This window comes from Alcanivorax sp., assembly GCF_040118815.1.
In the GTDB taxonomy this organism is placed as follows: domain Bacteria; phylum Pseudomonadota; class Gammaproteobacteria; order Pseudomonadales; family Alcanivoracaceae; genus Alcanivorax.
Genome location: NZ_JBEDTC010000013.1, coordinates 24,686 through 43,644 on the forward strand (window position 1 = coordinate 24,686; position 18,959 = coordinate 43,644).

Consider the following 18,959-nt stretch of genomic DNA (forward strand, 5'->3'; position numbering starts at 1 on the left):
CTTAAAACAGGTCGCTGTCTTCGCTGAATAACTGATCGATATCCTTTTCCACTTTCAAGCGGATTTCATGATCAATCTTCACGTTAAGATTAATGGTGATGGGGTCTTCCGGCGCTTTCAGGGCCACAGTGGGCGTACAAGCCGCCAACAGCCACCCGACCAACAACACCGTGCCCAGCCCGAGTTGTTTCATCATCGATTCTCCGTACGCAGTTGTTCGGTGATCTCATCGCCAATGCGCAAGCTGCGCATCAACGCCAACAAGTTTTCCCGATGCGTGTAGTTAAACACTACCGGCAGATTTTTTCTCTGTGGATTCACCCCTTTAATGGTCACCGCCGCATCCAGCCAGCCTATTTTATCCATGCCCATTCGCGCCTGAAAATCCGTGATCAGCAAGGTACTCAGGCTATCCAGCGCCAGTTTCACCGCCTGATTGGAATCTGCCATGGCCTGCACACTGGACGAGGCAGGGATGCTTAACGAAAGAGGTTCTTCGTTGGCCAGTCGCCCCTGTTCGATGACAAGAAAATTCGTGCCCAACTGTAACGGCACATAACCGCCGATCCGTCCGGACAAGGATACCGGCGGCGGCTTTTGCAATGCGGCCACTTCGGCAAGATCAATACGGCTGATCACCACCGGCTGGGGTCGGGCAGACGGCCAGTCCAGTGCCGGAGAACGCAAATAGCCGCCCAGTAAATTGGCCCGAACATCAGTGAACTGCCATTGCGACAGGTCACTGTTCACCGTTAATGCCAGATCCGTGATTGGGGTACCGATATCCAGCGTTTTCACGGTCACCGGGCCGTGACTGCTGAGCTGCACCTGCCCATTATCGTATTCACCGCGAACCACGCCCTCAGCGCCACGGGCGGTGACGCTGCCCCAATCCAGATCGGCGCCGGTGATGGTGATATCACCGCTGGCGTTAAGTCCTTCGCGCCACTGCCACCGGCCCTCGCCCTCCAACTGCCCCTGCAGAGGGGTGGCGGGCAGCCCCGTGCCCATGGCCGGAATCAAGACGCTGCTCAGCGTCATATCGCCAGTGGCGCTACCGTCATCGTGGAGCTTCGCAGTGGCCCACAATTCGCTTTGCCACTCACTGATCGCTAACCGGCCCTGGGCCTGATCTCCTTTCAAGGTCACGGTTCCCGATACCGGCGGCAACCGCCACCGGGCCGCCAGCAATCCCGCACTGCGGAAATCAAAGGCGCCGGTCACGCCCTGCGCATTAATCTGCAACGGCTCGGTTGCTGTCAATGATACCGGCCGAATCAGAGCTTGCCCGATCAGCCCTTCAGATATTGACGCGGTACTGTTCGCGGCGACGCGGACCATGCCGTCACGCAGCGACCACGGCGCCTTGAGCGTCACCTTGCCGCCGCGTTCAAACTGCGGCAACGCGGTGGTCGCCGTCAGGGTGCCAGCCCACCCAGCAGCCTGCTGGGCAAAAACCAGCGAACCATCCACCGGGTAGCCAGCCATTCGTCCGGTGACGGTGGCCTGCGCGCCATACGGAGCCTGCTGCAGGGTCTTCACAGGTAGCCGGAAAGTCAGGAGGTCCTCTCCTTGCCGGGCCGTGAGCGTAATCGGGTCGCCCTTTAGCCCGTTGCTGCTAACTACGCCCTGCCACGCGCCTTGCCATTGGTAACCCTGCCACGGACCATCCAGTGCCAGATCGCCTGCCCACTGCCAATCGACCGGACTCTCGTCTTCAGGGTCAGCCAGATGCCACTGAAACTGGCTGTCACTGGTTTTTACTTTCAGTCCCTCATAGCCCAACAGTAACGGCAGCGCGGTGCGACCGGAACCGGCCATGGGAATGTGCAGTGGCGTCTGCCATTGGGCGGTGAGACTTTGCGGCAAGGTCAGCGACGTCGGCTCAAGCACCAGCAAGCGATCCTGCCAATGGAAGTCCACTTGGCCGTCCAGGCCTTCACCCTGCAACCGCAAGGAGCCCCGGCCTTGTTCAAGCCCTGCCTGACGGGTTGCGTCACCGTCGCTGTGCGCCTGCAATGTCACAATGCCCGGCGGGCCTGCCAGCTGCAGGCCGACGCGAGCCTGCGCCAATGCCATGCCGCTGCCCGTGACAACAAGGGGCTCGCTAGCGGACAGCTGCCAGTCCTCATTAAGCGTCAAGGTTTCAGCCAGTGCTGCCTGCAGCTGCCAATCGGCGCCCTGAAAGGTTGCCTGCGCCGTCAGGTCTGCCCGCTGCGATTGCGCTATTGGCCCCGCCCCCTGAAGCCCTATCTGCATGTTTCCGTCTGGCGTTCCCTGCCAGGTGCCCGTGCCCTGCAATTGCCAGTGGCCCTGCCAATCCGGCAACACTGCACCTAACGCCCCCCCACCACTGACAGACCAATCACCCTGCTTGCGCTGATATTGCACTTGCAGGGCCACCTGCGGTGCAGAGGCATGCAACTGCCAATGCTGCGACTGCTGGTGGAGATCCACCGCTATGGAGGAAAAGGGAAGTTGTATCAAGGAGGACAGATCCAGTTCAGCGACCTGTACATGGAAAGGCGGAGTCCAGGGAAGCCCATCGGGAAACGCGTCTGCCGTCGCCGTATCATCCGCACCGCAGTCATACAACGTCAGGGTCTGCAGTTTCACGTGCAGCGGCCAGATGTTCTGGACAGCCAGCCCCGTGCCACTGGCCACCACACAATCATCACGAACAACCCGCCACTGCCCCAGCGTCAGGCCGTCCTGCCAGCCCGGTTCACTGACACGCAAACCCGCGGCATAGCTCGCCCCCGCCGCGGCCAGAATTAGCAGCAACACAACGGCCAGCAATAACAGCAAGCCATAAACCCATCGGCGGAACCTGCGCGAGGAAAATCGAACCATAAGCGTTAGAGGGTCAACAGCGACAATGGTTCGATAGTGGAACGTCCGGGCGGGTTTGGAAAGACCTGAATTAGACGGCCATCGGCGCTAACAGTGATTACACGATGTGCTGCTTGGCTTCACCAACAGCATCCAGACCAAGAGCAAGATTTTCCACCTTGCTCAGTCACCGTCCCATGATTATCACTTTCCCGCACCTATCGTGAAAATGCAGTGCTATAACGACTGTCGCAATGCCTTATTGTCGATTTTTCCCACGGAGGTCAGCGGAATTGCATCGATGAAGAAAACATCTTTGGGCACTTTGCAGGGCGACATGCTTTCCTTGCAGAACGCCATCAATGCAGCTTCAGGATTATGTTTAGAACAACAGGATCAATGTACCGTCACATTGGGTCAGGAGGGCAATCAAGGCGTAAGGAGAGGACGCAGGTAGTCATTCGCTACCCGGCGTACGCTGGCCACATCGGCCGGGTTTAATAGGCCATCAGGGGACAGCACCATGGACTGCATAAGCCGTAGCATCAATTCGGCCAAGGGCTCCATGGGCTGCGGCCGTATCTCACCGTTGTCTTGCTCAACCTGCAGCAGCGCCGCCAGATAGGTGCGGAAAAACCCCATCATTTGCCATAGGCGTTGCGTCAGTAACGGCAAAATAATTTCCGGTTCCGAGGTCAGCAACCGCTTCAGCAGCGGGTGCCGATGGGCCCGGGTCACCGCCAACACAAAGGACTCAAGAACACGCTCAAGGCCCCCGTCCACGTTCTTCAGGTCGCCCTCAATCATCGCCAGTTGCTGCTGGCATTCACGCAGAATCACCACCTGAATCAACTGGTCCTTGTCTGCAAAGCGGCGATAGGCCGTCGCCCGGCCTATGCCTGCCCGGGACGCCACATCCTCCATGGTGGTACGCCGCAAACCGAACTCCACGAACAATGCCAGCCCGGCATCAAGAATTTTCTCATAGGTTTTATCGCCTTGGGGAACCTGAAGATTTTTGAGCAGTGTCTCCGACGCGAGATGATTGCGCGACATTCCGACTCCCTGTAATTGAAAACCAATACACGAGCAATCTGCGCGACCACCCTCATCAAGGGTATATACCTTATGGCTCCCCAGCCCGCAAATTCCCCAACTAAGCGATGGCGTCATCGCACGCGGCGGGGCCGTCAGCCCCCTCCACAATCGTCTCGATTCAAGCAGGCTTCACCATCGCCATTAAATGCACATCGGCATTACCAAACAGCCCATCCGCTGCCGTTAGTCGTTTCACGAAATGGCCCACACCCAATTCATCGGTCATGCCCATGCCGCCATGGATCTGAATCGCTTCCTGGCCGATCTTGCGTCCGGCACGGCCCAGCTGAGCCTTCATGGCATACACGGCCTTATCCGCATCATCGTGGCCTTCCACGTATTTCAGTGTGGATGCCAACAACAAGGATCGAGTCTGCTCCATGGCGATAAACATATCCGTCATACGGAACTGCAGCACCTGGAACTTGCCGATAGGCACGCCGAATTGTTTTCGGGTCTTGGTGTATTCCACCGTATCGTTAAGCAATACAGACATGCTGCCCACACTCTCCGCCGACAAGGCTAACAAGCCTTCCTGCAGAACGGCCTTGGCCACGTCGTAGCCCTTGTTCAGCTCACCAATACCTGCCGCCCCGGACACCATCACGTTGGAAAAGCGAATTTCCGCTCCTTGTCGACCGTCCACCATGCGATGAGGCACACGCTCAACCCCTTCGGCATTGGCATCCACCAGGAACAGAGACAAACCGTGCTTGTCACCAGGCTGACCCTCCGTACGAGCCAGCACCACCAACAGATCCGCCTGGTCGCCATTCATGACCGATGCTTTAGTGCCATTCAACACCACCTCATCGCCTTTCACTTGCGCCTGCAGGGCGGTATTTTCCAGGGTAAAAACACGCTCGTATTCTTCAGCGGCAAACGCCAATTGCAGGCGACCTTCGATCAATGCGGGAATGGTTTTCGCTTGCGTCGAAGCATCCGCCCGACGCAGGAAGCCTCCGCCTAGCACCACCGTGGCAATATATGGGGACATGATCAGCCCTTCGCCCAGCGCTTCGAGCAGCACCATGGTTTCCAGCGGCCCCATGCCCATGCCGCCGTGCTCTTCCTCAAACGGCACCGCCAGCCAGCCCAGTTCGGCCAACTGCTGCCAGGTGGATTCATTCAAGGGCATCAGCTTTTTATTCTGGCGATGGGTTTCCACGTTACTGTTATCGCGGACGAAACGCTTGGCGCTGTCCGCCAGCATCTGTTGCTCTTCACTCAATTGAAAATTCATCACGATCTCTCCTGTATTGGCGGACGCTTACAAACCCAGTACGGCTTTGGCAATGATGCCGCGCTGGACTTCGTTGGAGCCGCCGTAAATGGAGCAGGCTCGAGAATTAAGATAATAGGGCATGGCGGTGAGCGCACATTCCGGGCCGATAATTGGCTGTTCGTCGCCGGGCACCAGTGCCTGGGGCTGCCAGATCGTGGCCTGCGCCCCCAGAGTCTCAATACGCAGCTCAGTGATTGCCTGTAACAATTCGGTGCCCAGAATCTTGGTCATGGACGATAATGCGCCAGGGTCTTTACCGGCTGACAATGCCGACTTGATACGCATTTCCGTGAATTCCAGGGCCAGCACATCCGCTTCCAGCTGGGCCAGCTTGTACTGCCACACCGGGTCATCCTGCAACGAACCGAACACCGTCTGCTGTCGGGAGGCCATGACCTTGATCTTTTCCAACTGCACATGAAGGCTGGGAGCATACTCCTGACCACCACGCTCGAACGTCAGCAAATATTTGGCCACGGTCCAGCCATCGTTTTCCTCACCGACACGGTTTTTCTGTGGCACCCGAACATTGTCGAAAAATACCTGGCACTGCTCCGGGACTTCATCGAGCCCCACGATGGGCTCGATGGAAATACCCGGCAGATCCATATCCAGCAGCAGAAACGTAATGCCCTGTTGCGGCTTGCCGTCTTTACGGGTGCGTACCAGCGCGAACATCTTGTTGGCGTGATGGGCGTAGGTGGTCCAGATCTTGGTACCATTGATGATGTAGTCATCACCGTCTTTCTCGGCAAAGGTTTTCAGTGATGCCAAGTCGGATCCTGATCCGGGCTCGGAATAGCCCTGGCACCACAAGTCGTCACCGTTGAGAATTTTCGGTAAATATTCCTTTTGTTGTTCTTCCGTGCCACAACCGATCAAACAGGGCCCACACATGTGTAGCCCCATTGGTATCAGCGGGGGTGTTTCGGCACGCACCAGCTCCTCGGCGAAAATCGCCCGTTGGGTCACACTCCAGCCTGTGCCGCCAAACTCCTTTGGCCAATGCGGTGCGGCCCAGCCTTTGTCGTTCAGGATCCGTTGCCAGTCCATGGCCTCTTTCACCGGGGAAAACACCGATGTCACCATCTTGCCTGCCTCGCGAATTTCATCGGTGAGGTTTTCTTCCAGGAAAGTTCGCACCTCATCCCGAAATGACGCTTCCTGCTCCGGCACCTGCAGATCCATGACGCACTCCACTATTTATAGACTCAATCAGGTCAGTGTACGGGAGGGGATATGAGACAATAATGACGATTCGTGTCACAAGGCTGGCCAAAACCGTCAAAACCACCGGAAATTCGTTTCTCATAGCGCCTCACCCAACCCACAACATTCTCCCGCTCACCTGGTTTATACTGCCGCCACATTCAATGAATACGGTACGGCGCCCCATGAGCATCAACTGGTTCCCCGGCCACATGAACAAGGCCATCCGCGAAATCCGCGATATTCTCCCCAAGGTGGAACTGATCATCGAAGTGGTGGACGCGCGCCTGCCCTACAGCAGCGCTAACCCGGTGATCGAGCAATTTCGCGCCGACAAACCGTGCCTGAAACTGCTCAGCAAAAGCGATCTGGCCGACCCCGCCATCACCCAGCTGTGGCTCGATCACCTGGAACAGGACACCAACGTCCGCGCCCTGGCCATCACCACCGACAAGCCAGAACAGATTCGCAAACTGGTAGACACCGCCCTGAAAATGGCCGGCAAACGCACCGACCGCGCCACCAGCGTGACCGCCCTGATCACCGGCATTCCCAACGTGGGCAAGTCCACCCTGATCAACAACCTGGCCAGCCGTATTATCGCCAAGGCCGGTAACGAACCGGCCGTCACCCAGCGCCAGCAGCGCATCGACCTGCGCAACGGCCTGGTCCTGATCGACACCCCCGGCATCCTCTGGCCAAAAATCGAAAACCCGGACAGTGGCTACCGCCTGGCCCTCTCCGGCGCGATTAAAGCCACCGCCATGCAGGAAGACGACGTGGCGTTATACGCCGCCGAATACTTCATGCAGGCCTATCCAGAGTTAATGAAAGAACGCTTCAAACTCGACGCACTGCCCGATGAAGGCGTGCCGTTCCTGGAAACTATCGGTAAACAGCGCGGCTGCATTGGCAAAGGCGGCCACGTGGACTTCGACCGCGCCGCCACCCTGCTAATCAGCGAATACCGCAGCGGCAGACTGGGTCAACTCACCCTGGAAACCCCGGCCATGGCGGAGAAGGAGCATGTGAAGGTGGCGGAGATTCGGCGGCTGAAAGAAGTGGAAAAAGAAGCCAAGAAGAAAGCGCGAAAGGCAGCGTATAAAGCGAAAGGAAACCGCTGACCAGTACACCACAGAATGGCGTTGACGAAAAACGCTTGGCGTTACTCCCACCGACAAACGCCAGGCACAAAAAAGCCCGACTGTTTCCAGACGGGCTTTTTTGTATCTCGATTGGTCGGGACGGAAGGATTCGAACCTTCGACCCCTTGCACCCCATAAAGGTTACAGCTTGTCCGTCGCCGTCCAACAGAATCTATAAACCATTAAATATCAGCAAGTTAGTTAAGCATACATCTTTGCATTGTCCAACAACGTCCACTAGAATCCACCGAAAGCGATTGAGAAACGGTGACGGAACGGTGACGAAATTTCGGAGCATACATGGGCATCATCACAGATAGACACCTCACTCCAAAAGACCCCAAAGATGCCTGGCTAACCGAAGACGGCCCACGTGGACATGGTCGATTCATGGTCAGACTTCAGCCAAACGGGAAGCATCTCTTCTACTTCCGTTACAGTGACCAGACAGGTAAACGCCAGTTTCACCCGCTTGGAGTTTACTCACGCACTGGCACCACCGGGCTCACTCTCAAGCAAGCCCGCACCCAAGCCAGCGAGTTATCGCGGCTCTACGTCTCAGGCATCAAGAACATTGGAGAGCACCTTAACTCAGAACGGGCCGCTCGAGAGGCCGCTAGGCAAGCAGAGCTATCACGCCTTGAGCAAGAAGCGGCACAAAAAGAGGCCGAGGCCGCTGCACTGGCTTCTCGGCAAACCGTTTCCCAGCTCTTTGAGCGATGGATGGAAATTGACGTGTCACACCGGAAAGACAAGGGTACAGAAGTCCGGCGCATGTTCGAGAAGGACGTTCTCCCCCTCATTGGCCAAGTCTTTGTCGCAGACATCCGTAAAGGGCACATCACTCAGGTGACAGATGCCATGGCGGCACGGGGTGTCACCCGCATGGTGAAAGTCGTATTCAGCCTGATGCGACAGATGTTCCGCTTTGCCGTGGACCGAGACATCATTGAATTCGACCCCAGCAGCAGTATTCGGAAAGCCAAAATCGGAGGTAAGGAGACTGAACGTGACCGAGTGCTATCCGAGGACGAGATTCGACAACTGACAAACGCCCTACCCTCTGCCAACCTGCTGAAAACCTCTGAATTGGCTGTCTGGATAGCACTTTCCACCTGTTGCCGCATTGGTGAACTTCTGGCGGCACGCTGGGAGTATATTGACCTAGAGCAAAGAACTTGGCTTATTCCTGCCGAAAACAGCAAGAACGGCAAGCCTCATCAAGTACACCTGTCAGCCTTTTCTGTCAGTTTCTTCCAACAGCTGCAGGAAATGACAGGCCTGTCCCCATGGTGCTACCCGAACAGAGCGGAAACCGGCCCTCTCTGCTCAAAAACCATAACCAAGCAGCTTTCTGACCGACAGCGCCCGTCAAATAGTGGCACCATGAGCAATCGCACTAACAACGCGCAAGCTCTTTGTTTACCCGGTGGCAAGTGGACACCTCACGACCTTCGCAGAACCGGCGCAACCATGATGACCGCTCTAGGCGTACTTCCTGAAGTCGCAGAACGCTGCCTGAACCACACCGAAGAAAATAGGGTTAAAAGGACCTATCAACGCCATAGCTATACCAAGGAATGCAGCGAGGCTTGGGAGAAATTGGGCTCCCGGCTCCAGGATCTGACAGAACCAAGATGATAGCTGATGCGTTAAATGAGAGTTTTCGCTCCAAGTGACATCTAAAGCTCAACTAAGCATTCAGGCTACCTACTCTTTCTATGAAGAATATACTCACATATTTGACCCACGCCTAAATAACACGCCTATTATTGAATTCTGACAGCCAGCAATCGACATTAGTCTAAACAGGATTGGGCAATTTTCCGCAAAATAGTCGCTTTCCTCACCATAGATCAATTCCCCAGCGTTTTACCAAGAAAGCAAGCAGAGCAAAACAAAACACGGTCAAAAAAGCTGACACTAATAAAGCCAGCCAAAATCCCCAGCGCTCAAGCATTGCTGGGAATAAGGCGAACATGGGCAGCGTTGGGAGCACATACCAAAAGGTATACCAAGCATGATTGGCCAGTTTGGCAGTGGGTTGGCCCTCAAAATAAAGCCACACCAAGACCATTAGTGTAACGACAGGCAGTGACGCCAATAGCGCCCCCACCCTATCACTCTGCTTAGCTAGCTCGGAAACCAAGACTATAATTGCTGCTGATACTAGGTATTTAATGACTAGCATTGACATAATTTTTCCTCTTGATTCCCTAGCTTAATATCAATCAATTCCTTTGAACTCACCAGTGAAGTTTACGTCGTACACATTACCCGTGTTGGTCATAAGTATATAAAGCGTTCGCTCCTCATCTTCATGATCCATAGCCACAATGTAATATCCGGGGCCAGATTTACTGATACCCACGCTCTCGTCGGGGATCTCTCTCCAGCTTTCGTCCAGTTTGCCAAATCCCATACCCCGATCTTCCTCGGTGAGCTCGACAGCCACATACTTGGCTACTTCCTCCGCCTGATCGGCGGTTACCGTGGCATGCCCTCCGCCGTGAGAAAACACCGGCGAGGCAAAACTCAAGGCCATCATCGTCATCAAGATTTTCATCCATCTCATAACATTTTCCTCATAAAAACAGATCAAATTTATTAATGTACATGGGCTTCGCCGTCACCATGGGCGTGAGGATTAGAGGCACTGTTTGGCAACTCCTCCGGCTCACGACCCTCTGTTTCAACCTCACCGTTAACACTATCCTCTGCATCCAAATCAAAGCGCTTCTCGTACCCGGACAGCGGAGAATTAGCAACCCCCATGTCTTCATGAGTATGCTGGTGATCATCCTTGTTCAGCGGAAATTCATCAGGATTGCTTGAGTGTAGATATCCATGCAGCTGCATCAACAGCAACAGCAACCCCAACACCATCAGCAGCCCATTGGTCGCTTGACTGAAGCGTTTGAACGATGCCATGCGGCGCCAACCAGACAATAAAAACAACATGATGGCCAGCGCAGCAATCTGCCCCAACTCTACGCCAACATTGAAAGCCAGGATGCGAAAAACCAAACCATCTTCTGCCAGAGGTAATTGCTGCAATCGCGTCGACAGTCCAAACCCGTGAATAAGACCGAAAGCGAAAACCATCCACATTAAGTTTGGTGACTTCATCTTCAGATAAGTCTTGAAACCGCCAAGGTTATCAAACGCCTTATAGCAGATAGTCAGAGCGATAACCGCATCCACTAGGTAGTAATTCGCCTGAATACTATAGAGGGTGGCAAACACCAGAGTAATCGAGTGGCCAATGGTAAACGCGGTTATAAAACGAACAATGTCACTGAAGCGGGTCAGAAAGAACACCACGCCGAACAGAAACAGTAAATGGTCATAGCCTGTGACCATGTGCATCGCTCCAAGCTCAATGTACTCCATGAAACCGGCATTGAGCGCCCTCGCCTTATCCTCTGCTGACATGCCATGCCCCATGGCGATGCTGCTTGCCAAAATGGATAGAAGACCAATCCAGTATTTCAATTTCACAACCTAAACTCCCTTGTTGTTGATTTGCTGCGCTGCCTTCCCATTGACCAGCCGGTACAGGGCTGGCAGGACAAATAGCGTTAGCAAGGTAGAAGAAATAATGCCGCCAATAACGACAGTCGCCAGTGGTCGCTGAACCTCAGACCCGATACCCGTATTCAGCGCCATCGGCACAAAACCCAATGATGCCACCAGTGCGGTGGTTATAATTGGCCGTAATCTGGTCACCGCGCCTTCAATAATCGCGTCATCCAGCGTTACACCTTCATGCATCAACTCACGGATAAACGACACCATTACCAACCCATTGAGGATGGCAATACCCGAGAGCGCGATGAAACCCACAGCTGCAGAAATGGAAAAGGGGATATCTCTGAGAAACAGCAGTAGCACACCGCCCGTCAACGCTAGCGGCACACCAGTAAAGATCACGAGTGAATCCTTGATAGAACCCAGTGCAAAATACAGCAGCGCCACAATCATCAACAATGTCAGTGGCACAACCAGCGTCAGTCGCTGACTAGCAGATTGCAGTTTTTCATAGGTGCCGCCGTATTCCACCCAGTAACCTGCCGGCACCTGTACGGTTTCATTGATGGCTTCGCGAATTTCCTCCACAAACGAACCTAGATCTCGGCCACGCACATTAGCGGTGACGACCACCCTACGCTTGCCATTTTCACGGTTTACTTGGTTGAATCCATCAACCAAGTCAATACTAGCCAGCTCGCGCAAGGGAATCGAACCGAAACCAGGAACCTGAATAGGAAGATATCCCAAGCCTTCCATGTCGGTTCGATATTTTTCAGCCAGTCGAACGACGATATCGGCTCGACGATCACCCTCATAGAAACGCCCTGCCACTTCACCCCCTAATGCTATAGACAACTGGGATTGCAGCGTTGACTTATCTAGGCCATACGACGATAACACTGACTCCTTAGGTGTAATCGTCAAAACAGGTAGGCCAGTTACTTGCTCCATCTGAATGTCCGCAGCCCCGTCTATTTCAGACACCACACTTTCAATCTGCTTTCCCACAGCCTCAAGCTGTTTGAAGTCATCACCGAATACTTTAATAGCCAGCTCCGCGCGAACACCGGCCAGCAGCTCGTTAAAGCGCATCTGTATCGGTTGCAGAAATTCATAACGACTACCCGGAACAGTATCGACGATGGCAGATAAATCCTCGACGACTTGCGCCTTGGATTTCCCTGGATCTGGCCACTGATCCCTAGGCTTGAGAATAATGAAGTTGTCCGCAACGCTTGGTGGAACGGCATCGGTTGCCACATCGGCTGTGCCAATTTTGGCGAAAACTCTCTCCACTTCAGGCATCTTCCGGATTTTTTCTTCCAGCGTTCTCTGCATCGAAATTGCCTGACCAAGGGAGGTTCCAGGGATGCGAAGGGCATGCATAGCAATATCCCCTTCATCCAAATTCGGCACGAACTCACTGCCAAGACGACTGGCCATAAACATTGATACGAGCACAACGAATACAGCTAAAGAGACAACCACCATACGTAGAGCTACGGCTTTTTTTACCAGACGTTGGTAGCCATTTCGCAACCCTATCATGGCTCTATTTTCCTTCTCTTCCACTCCATTGCGAAAAAGCAAAGCTACACAGGCAGGCACAAACGTTACTGACAACAACATGGCGCTAGCCAAGGCTATGATCACTGTCAGCGCCATGGGGTGAAACATCTTCCCTTCTACGCCGGACAAGGAAAATATCGGAAGATAGACGGCGGTAATGATAAAGACACCAAACAGTGCAGGCCGCATCACCTCTTTGGTTGCCGTAAAGACAATAACCAGACGCTCTTTCTGACTTGGTGACGACCCCGCCCCCTTCGCTTGGCTCAGTCGGCGCAGGCAATTCTCCACGATGATGATTGCGCCATCCACCAGCAAACCAAAATCTAGCGCACCCAGGCTCATCAAATTTGCACTTACTCGCGCATGTACCATGCCAGTAATGGTCATTAACATGGCGATGGGAATCACAGCAGCAGTTAGAAGCGCTGCACGAACATTACCCAGCAAAAGGAACAGGATAACGATGACCAGCAACGCCCCTTCCAATAGGTTTTTTTGTACAGTTTCCAGGGTTTTTTCTACCAGACCGGTGCGGTCGTAGACAGCGGTGGCGGTAATACCTTCCGGTAGGCCAGCCTTGATTTCCTCAAGCTTTTCACCCACTGCGCTAGCGACCGTTCGGCTGTTTTCACCGACCAGCATAAACACCGTACTCATTACCACTTCGCGGCCATTCTGGGTTGCCGCTCCCGAACGTAATTCCAGCCCCTCTTCTACCGTAGCCACATCCTTAAGTCGTAACCGACTGCCATCCTCTGCCGTCACAAGGGTATTGGAAAGAGCCTCAAGTGAGACAACTTGACCCGGCACCCGCAGCAACCATTGAGAGCCGTTCTGCTCTACAAATCCCACACCACGATTTTGATTATTGGCCTCCACAGCCTCTACGATCTGTTGCTGACTGATACCGGCTGCAAGTAACTTACCCGGATCAAGAGCCACCAAAATTTCCCGCTTATAGCCCCCAATGGGGTTCACCTCAACAACACCGGGCACACGCAACAATTGCGGGCGAATGATCCAATCATGCACTGAACGCAGGTCCGTGGGTGTAATGGAATTGCCCTGTGCATCAACGGCACCGGGTTCCGCATCCACCGTAAACATAAAGATCTCACCCAGCCCGGTAGCGATTGGCCCCATCTCTGGTTGCAAACCCATAGGCAGATCTGAACGGGCACCTGATAACCGCTCACTTACTAGTTGTCGAGCAAAGTAGACGTCAGTGTCGTCACTGAAAATTGCTGTTACTTGAGATAAGCCATAACGGGAGACCGAGCGGGTATATTCGAGCCCAGGTAGGCCAGCCAACGTGGTTTCAATCGGATAGGTAACCCGCTGCTCAACTTCCAACGGGGTATATCCCGGCGCCTCAGTATTGATCATCACCTGGACATTTGTGATATCCGGCACCGCGTCAATCGGCAAGCGACTGAAATTCCACAATCCAAGAAAAGACAGAAGAGCGACAACCACCAGCACCAAACGGCGGCGCTGGATGGCGTGTTGAATTATGATTTCTAGCATATCTACAGGCCTTTAGTGATCGTGGGAAGCGCCGGACTTTTCGACATCGGCCTTGAGAAGGAAGCTGTTCTCACTGACATATTCGGTGCCGGGCTTCAAACCACCGAGCACCTCCACCCACTCTTTATCCTGGCGACCCAGCTCCAGCATGCGCACCTCATACTGCTGCCCTACCTTGGCAAACACTACGGTAAAATCCCTGAATCCCTGCAACCCAATACGTTTCACAGCAAGGTCGACCGGATGCTTAGCCACTTCGATTTCAGCAGCCACAAATTGCCCCGGCTTCCAGCCTAAAGGAAGCTTGTCTAGTTTTATTAGCACGTTCTGGGACTGGCCTGAGACAGCCATAGGTTCAATAAAGATCACCTCGCCAGACACCGGCGTCTTGCCACCTGCCTGCTTCAACATGACCCGGTTACCCTCTTTTACCCGCTGGCGGTCAAGAGGATAGACCGCGACTTCTGCCTGGGTTTGCTCGATATCTACTATGACGGCCAAGATACGTTCTCCGGTCGCCTCACCAGCCCCCCCATCCATAAAAGCGATCACACCGGGCATAGGGGCACGCAATGAGTAAGACCGTAGGCTATCGTTACTTTCGATAGTAAAAAGAATATCTCCACGGGAAACCGTATCACCAAGTTTTTTGTGCACACGGACAATCTGTCCTGTAAAACGAGCTCGCAGCTCTCGCTTTCCAGAAGGAGGAAGCTTCAGCTTTCCGTAGGCAGAAATAGTCTCATGCAAGAGAGCGGGACCAGCGACCTCCGTGACAACACCCATGGAGTCAGCGACTTCTTGATCGATGGTTGTGCGGCCTTCAAAACTGTCATACTGCCATTGGTAGTTCTTCCCCTGATATTGCGCGGTTACCGTCACCTTGAATGAATGAGGCTCATATATTTCCATATCTCCGCGCAAAAACGACTCCTGAACAGTAAAACCGATTTCATCACGCACGCCGCCAAGCCGTGTCAGCACAACCTCAAGTTCCACTACTTCCGGATCCACTGCCTTACCATCGTCAGTTATCCAGGCGCGATACTCTGGCGGCACTCCGGTCTCAAAGATAGCCAGCTCCACCACAAAATTTCCTTCGCGAAGCATCAGACCGTTATTGGGTCCCTTATCAGGCTCGGCCTCTTTATTTTCAACAGCACCAGCAGCAATACCAACAGTAGGGAGAATCGCCAATAGACAAACCACTAACAGCAGACCAATATTTTTTATTGCTACTTTCATTAATTTTTCTCCTTACTGTTTGCAGAGAGAGATATTCCGGTGAGACGTTCAATTTCTGTGAGATTAACGTGGGAGCTCAACTGCGCACTGATCAACGCCAATCGAGCATCCAGCAATTCCTGTTTAACGGATTGCCATTCCAGATAAGTAAAACGGCCGACCGAATATGCTTTATTTGCCTCAGCCACCGCCTTCTGTAGCCGAGGAATAATTTCTTCATGCAAGGTGCTGGTCTGATGCCGGCTGTGCTGTAAGGCTTGATACAACTCAAACAGCCTGGCTTTTAAACGCGATTCCTCGCTGATCGCCATGGCTTGATTGACTGATCGTTTAGCCTGCAATTCGCTGACCCTTACTTCATTGCGCCGATTTTTACCCAGAGGAATCGCAACACCGGCCACTACGCCAAAATCATCTGTCGCCTCATAGCGACGGACACCCGCAGAAAAGCGCCAACTTGCAAGCGCATCAGACTTGGCTATCGCCATCTCCGATTCATTCACCCTGGCTCGGGTTAGGAAGATTTTGACTCTAGGGCTGTCTTTGAGTCTGACTTTCAGATCCTCCATGGATACCAGCGTCTGATTTGTCTGAAGCTGTCCGAGGAGCTCAAAGTCCGCTGAATCACTGTTACCCCATTGCGCTGCAAGCTGCTGACGGGCTATCGCCAGCTCATGCTCCAGGTCTTCCACATCAAGTTCACGGCGACGCAATTCCACCTCTGTACGCAGGACATCCACTCGGGATGCCCCCCCTGCCCGACCACGGCGACGTATCTCTTCAAGAGATTGGGCCGCACTGTCTCTTGCCCCTTCGGCTACAGCCAATCGTTCCTGGTAAGACAGCGCAGTGAGAAATGCTTGTGCGGTACGCGCTCCTACATCAAATCGCTGGCGCTCAAGCTCGATGGTAACCAGAGACTGGCGCGCTTCAGCGGCGCCGACCCGACTATCTATCTGTTTACCTTCCAAAGCCCAGCTCAGACTCAAGGTCGCCTGGGCGCTGTCAGCCCCTTCGTAGACACCGCTACCGAGCGCATCTTCTACTTCGAACTGGACTTCGGTAGCGGTTCTTAATTTGGCTTGGTTAATTTGTGCCTGTGACGCGCCAGCACGAAATGACATGGCTTCCAGTTGCGGATGCTGAGTGAGGCTGCGCTCAATAGCTTGCTGTAGAGTCAGCGAGGCTGCCGCCGCATCCTCCACTAAAGCGGTCTGACCTATCAGCAGTAAAATGGGCAGCATCAAGTGCGTAAAACACCGATTGGCAATCGGTTTTTTACGCGTAAAAAAAACAGAAATCCAGCTCATCTGAACTCTCTCAATGAAGGAAAAGGGTTTCGAATAAATGATGGAGCACGTCAACACCGGCCGCGCTGCTTAATGTTGCAGAAATAGCAAGCACTACAACAGTCACCACAGGCAAAGCACGATATTCACTGACGCCTAGCAGGTGATGAACACGCCGTTCAACCGCATGGCGGGCAAAATAGCTATATGCATCATCTGCTTGCCTGTCTTGAGCGTTTACGGCGATTTTCTCCACCTGGAGTAACGCCTGAGCGATAATTGCAGGCTGGGGATAGCGCTGCACAACCCACTCATCAGCCAACTGTTCAATCGCCAGCTCAAACTCGGCCTGCAGGAAACGGCGTACACCGGGGGGATACAGGCACGTCAACAGGGAGAAGGCGAACTTGGCCAACGGATCGCGGCGACAAATATGAGCCTGCTCATGAAGACTAATAACCCGCCGCTCTTTCGCACTGATTCTGGAGGCAAGGCCTCGAGTAATATAGGCCTTGGGACTCCACAAACCGGCCACAAACGCCATTGGCACAGGGGTGTCTAGTTCTGCTAGTCCATCTTTGTCGCGCTCACTGAGCAGTCCGAGAAGTTGCTGACGCTGAACTTCGGACACCCCTTGCCAGCCCCTCCAAGCAAACAAGGCCAGCAGCCCAATAAGGCAAAAAAGCAAGAATACCCCATGCCAGGATGCGGGCGAGAAAAGATAGGCATGATGCCAATGAATAATGTCGGCCAGCCACAGGTTCGCTTGAGGCTTCCACTCAGGGAGGTAGGAAAGCAACGCTGCAGCCACCCCGGCAAACAGCGGAAAAACGGCAAAGGCCCAAAGTAGGTTTCTTCGTATAGCCAATTGATAGTGCGGCAGACGACTGGCAACCAGACGAACCAGCAGACTAGCCATCATCGTTCCTGTGACCATTCCCAAGATCAGGATCGTCAACAAGTGAAGAAACAACGCCGGATAGCCGAATATCATCAGCAACTACTCTTCGAGTCGGCAGCCCGGCGCGCTTCAATCAGCTTTTCCAGGGCCGAAACCTGATCATCCGACAGCTTTTCAGAAAAGGTGCTGAAAGCTGCAATAAGGGTACTGCCAGGATCCGCACTGTAATCTTCGCCAATTTCTTCGATAAGCTTGGCGATAAAAGCTTGGCGATCCATGGCTGCACTATATTGAAAGGCATGCCCTTGTTTTTCACGGGAAAGGAGCCCTTTTTTGAACAATCGATCCAGCGTGCTCTGGATAGTATTCAAGGTACCTCCGCGCTGCTTCTCGAAATGCGCATAGACAGACTTTGCGTCTGCCGTCCGCCCCTTCCAGAAGTATTGCAAGACTTGCTTTTCTAGTTCACCCAGCTGCATGAATCCTAACCACTTAGAGATTATCAATCTGGTAATCAGACTGACACACCTAAAACCGATCGTCAATCGGCTTTTGTATGACTAGCTCCCTCTCCCACCATCACACGGACAAATTTTGTCTTTAGCACCTGTAACCCCCCGCCGATTATTAGTGTCAGATCAGCACTGATCTGACACTAAGCAGGGTGCCAAGACCAGAAGATTGCGATCCTTATGTGCTCTATTTACTTATTCACAATCGCAACCACCCAAGCTTTAAGCTTGGTTAACCTGGATTCCTGTTGCGTCGTTGCATCAGCAGATAGGCTGCGGGCAGTACGAAAAGTGATAACAAAGGTGCTGTTACCATCCCTCCTACCATGGGCGCAGCAATGCGGCTCATGATCTCACTACCTGTGCCTCCCCCCCAGAAAATCGGAAGAAGGCCGGCAATAATAACAGCTACAGTCATCGCCTTAGGTCGAACACGTAATACCGCGCCATCACGGATAGCACCCATCAAGGCAGCTTCACCCTTTTGGCCCTGCTCCTGTCTCTCCTGCCACGCCTGCTTTAGGTACAGCAACATGATTACGCCAAACTCGGCAGCGACACCCGCCAGGGCGATGAAGCCGACACCAGTAGCCACCGACAAGTTGTAGTCCAGCAGATACAAGAACCAGATACCGCCGGTCACCGCAAACGGTAACGTCGCCATAATCAGCAAGGCTTCACCTACACGGCGAAAGGTCAGGAATAACAGTACGAAAATAATCAGTAAGGTCGCCGGTACCACCACTTTTAGCCTCGCATTGGCCCGCTCCAGGAACTCGAACTGACCGGCAAAGGACAAGCTGACCCCCT

At 53.7% G+C, this 18,959-nt stretch carries 16 protein-coding genes; 2 read left to right on the forward strand and 14 right to left on the reverse strand.

Annotation, left to right across the window (positions count from 1 at the left end; translation table 11 throughout):
- Window position 1: 1 nt before the first annotated feature.
- From ABNH18_RS08975 to ABNH18_RS09000, 5 genes are all read right to left on the reverse strand, one after another.
- Window positions 2-196 carry a YnbE family lipoprotein gene (locus tag ABNH18_RS08975; RefSeq protein ID WP_349382493.1) on the reverse strand — a complete coding sequence of 65 codons (195 nt, stop codon included), beginning with the start codon at window positions 194-196 and terminating at the stop codon, window positions 2-4.
- On the reverse strand, window positions 193-2,808 hold the full coding sequence (locus ABNH18_RS08980; RefSeq protein ID WP_349382494.1) for an intermembrane phospholipid transport YdbH family protein: 2,616 nt from the start codon (window positions 2,806-2,808) through the stop codon (window positions 193-195). Before ABNH18_RS08980 ends, ABNH18_RS08975 begins: the two co-directional genes overlap by 4 nt.
- 453 nt (window positions 2,809-3,261) lie before the next feature.
- Window positions 3,262-3,888 (reverse strand): TetR/AcrR family transcriptional regulator, encoded by a 627-nt coding sequence (locus ABNH18_RS08990; RefSeq protein WP_349382496.1) that lies wholly within the window; start codon window positions 3,886-3,888, stop codon window positions 3,262-3,264.
- A 160-nt stretch (window positions 3,889-4,048) separates the two neighbouring features.
- Window positions 4,049-5,173 carry an acyl-CoA dehydrogenase family protein gene (locus ABNH18_RS08995; RefSeq protein WP_349382497.1) on the reverse strand — a complete coding sequence of 375 codons (1,125 nt, stop codon included), beginning with the start codon at window positions 5,171-5,173 and terminating at the stop codon, window positions 4,049-4,051.
- Window positions 5,174-5,200: 27 nt separating this feature from the next.
- Entirely contained in the window at window positions 5,201-6,403 is a 1,203-nt protein-coding gene (locus ABNH18_RS09000; protein WP_349382498.1) for an acyl-CoA dehydrogenase family protein, read from the reverse strand.
- A 206-nt stretch (window positions 6,404-6,609) separates the two neighbouring features.
- Between ABNH18_RS09000 and ylqF the strand changes: the two genes are divergently transcribed.
- Together ylqF and ABNH18_RS09010 are read left to right on the forward strand one after the other, a co-directional pair.
- Complete coding sequence (gene ylqF, locus ABNH18_RS09005) at window positions 6,610-7,548, forward strand: ribosome biogenesis GTPase YlqF (RefSeq protein WP_349382499.1); 939 nt, start codon at window positions 6,610-6,612, stop codon at window positions 7,546-7,548.
- A gap of 321 nt (window positions 7,549-7,869) precedes the next feature.
- Window positions 7,870-9,210, forward strand: coding sequence for a tyrosine-type recombinase/integrase (locus tag ABNH18_RS09010; RefSeq protein WP_007150272.1), 1,341 nt, complete (start codon window positions 7,870-7,872; stop codon window positions 9,208-9,210).
- Between the two features lie 205 nt (window positions 9,211-9,415).
- Here the strand turns inward: ABNH18_RS09010 and ABNH18_RS09015 are convergent, their stop codons facing one another.
- From ABNH18_RS09015 to ABNH18_RS09055, 9 genes are all read right to left on the reverse strand, one after another.
- Window positions 9,416-9,766: a DUF3147 family protein gene (locus ABNH18_RS09015; RefSeq protein WP_035246388.1), complete on the reverse strand. Its 351-nt coding sequence runs from the start codon at window positions 9,764-9,766 to the stop codon at window positions 9,416-9,418.
- A 30-nt stretch (window positions 9,767-9,796) separates the two neighbouring features.
- Complete coding sequence (locus ABNH18_RS09020; RefSeq protein ID WP_290516496.1) at window positions 9,797-10,144, reverse strand: DUF6488 family protein; 348 nt, start codon at window positions 10,142-10,144, stop codon at window positions 9,797-9,799.
- 32 nt (window positions 10,145-10,176) lie between these two features.
- Window positions 10,177-11,070 carry a HupE/UreJ family protein gene (locus tag ABNH18_RS09025; protein ID WP_007148867.1) on the reverse strand — a complete coding sequence of 298 codons (894 nt, stop codon included), beginning with the start codon at window positions 11,068-11,070 and terminating at the stop codon, window positions 10,177-10,179.
- A 3-nt stretch (window positions 11,071-11,073) separates the two neighbouring features.
- The gene (locus tag ABNH18_RS09030; RefSeq protein ID WP_035246384.1) at window positions 11,074-14,202 is read right to left on the reverse strand and encodes an efflux RND transporter permease subunit; all 3,129 of its coding nucleotides are present in this window, start codon (window positions 14,200-14,202) and stop codon (window positions 11,074-11,076) included.
- Between the two features lie 12 nt (window positions 14,203-14,214).
- Window positions 14,215-15,447: an efflux RND transporter periplasmic adaptor subunit gene (locus tag ABNH18_RS09035; protein ID WP_273010301.1), complete on the reverse strand. Its 1,233-nt coding sequence runs from the start codon at window positions 15,445-15,447 to the stop codon at window positions 14,215-14,217.
- Entirely contained in the window at window positions 15,447-16,757 is a 1,311-nt protein-coding gene (locus tag ABNH18_RS09040; RefSeq protein WP_052042580.1) for a TolC family protein, read from the reverse strand. The genes ABNH18_RS09035 and ABNH18_RS09040 overlap by 1 nt, the downstream gene beginning before the upstream one ends.
- A 10-nt stretch (window positions 16,758-16,767) precedes the next feature.
- The gene (locus ABNH18_RS09045; protein WP_035246380.1) at window positions 16,768-17,730 is read right to left on the reverse strand and encodes a M56 family metallopeptidase; all 963 of its coding nucleotides are present in this window, start codon (window positions 17,728-17,730) and stop codon (window positions 16,768-16,770) included.
- Window positions 17,730-18,116 (reverse strand): BlaI/MecI/CopY family transcriptional regulator, encoded by a 387-nt coding sequence (locus ABNH18_RS09050; RefSeq protein ID WP_007149039.1) that lies wholly within the window; start codon window positions 18,114-18,116, stop codon window positions 17,730-17,732. Before ABNH18_RS09050 ends, ABNH18_RS09045 begins: the two co-directional genes overlap by 1 nt.
- Before the next feature lie 265 nt (window positions 18,117-18,381).
- Window positions 18,382-18,959 (reverse strand): efflux RND transporter permease subunit (locus tag ABNH18_RS09055; protein WP_349382500.1); only part of this gene is annotated, 578 nt, incomplete at its 5' end.

What these genes read in the sequence shown, in the direction of transcription:
- ABNH18_RS08975 (WP_349382493.1), bottom strand. Translation starts at nt 196, where the DNA reads ATGATGAAACAACTCGGGCTGGGCACGGTGTTGTTGGTCGGGTGGCTG.
- ABNH18_RS08990 (WP_349382496.1), bottom strand. Translation starts at nt 3,888, where the DNA reads ATGTCGCGCAATCATCTCGCGTCGGAGACACTGCTCAAAAATCTTCAG.
- ABNH18_RS08995 (WP_349382497.1), bottom strand. Translation starts at nt 5,173, where the DNA reads ATGAATTTTCAATTGAGTGAAGAGCAACAGATGCTGGCGGACAGCGCC.
- ABNH18_RS09000 (WP_349382498.1), bottom strand. Translation starts at nt 6,403, where the DNA reads ATGGATCTGCAGGTGCCGGAGCAGGAAGCGTCATTTCGGGATGAGGTG.
- ylqF (WP_349382499.1), top strand. Translation starts at nt 6,610, where the DNA reads ATGAGCATCAACTGGTTCCCCGGCCACATGAACAAGGCCATCCGCGAA.
- ABNH18_RS09010 (WP_007150272.1), top strand. Translation starts at nt 7,870, where the DNA reads ATGGGCATCATCACAGATAGACACCTCACTCCAAAAGACCCCAAAGAT.
- ABNH18_RS09015 (WP_035246388.1), bottom strand. Translation starts at nt 9,766, where the DNA reads ATGTCAATGCTAGTCATTAAATACCTAGTATCAGCAGCAATTATAGTC.
- ABNH18_RS09020 (WP_290516496.1), bottom strand. Translation starts at nt 10,144, where the DNA reads ATGAGATGGATGAAAATCTTGATGACGATGATGGCCTTGAGTTTTGCC.
- ABNH18_RS09030 (WP_035246384.1), bottom strand. Translation starts at nt 14,202, where the DNA reads ATGCTAGAAATCATAATTCAACACGCCATCCAGCGCCGCCGTTTGGTG.
- ABNH18_RS09035 (WP_273010301.1), bottom strand. Translation starts at nt 15,447, where the DNA reads ATGAAAGTAGCAATAAAAAATATTGGTCTGCTGTTAGTGGTTTGTCTA.
- ABNH18_RS09040 (WP_052042580.1), bottom strand. Translation starts at nt 16,757, where the DNA reads ATGAGCTGGATTTCTGTTTTTTTTACGCGTAAAAAACCGATTGCCAAT.
- ABNH18_RS09045 (WP_035246380.1), bottom strand. Translation starts at nt 17,730, where the DNA reads ATGATATTCGGCTATCCGGCGTTGTTTCTTCACTTGTTGACGATCCTG.
- ABNH18_RS09050 (WP_007149039.1), bottom strand. Translation starts at nt 18,116, where the DNA reads ATGCAGCTGGGTGAACTAGAAAAGCAAGTCTTGCAATACTTCTGGAAG.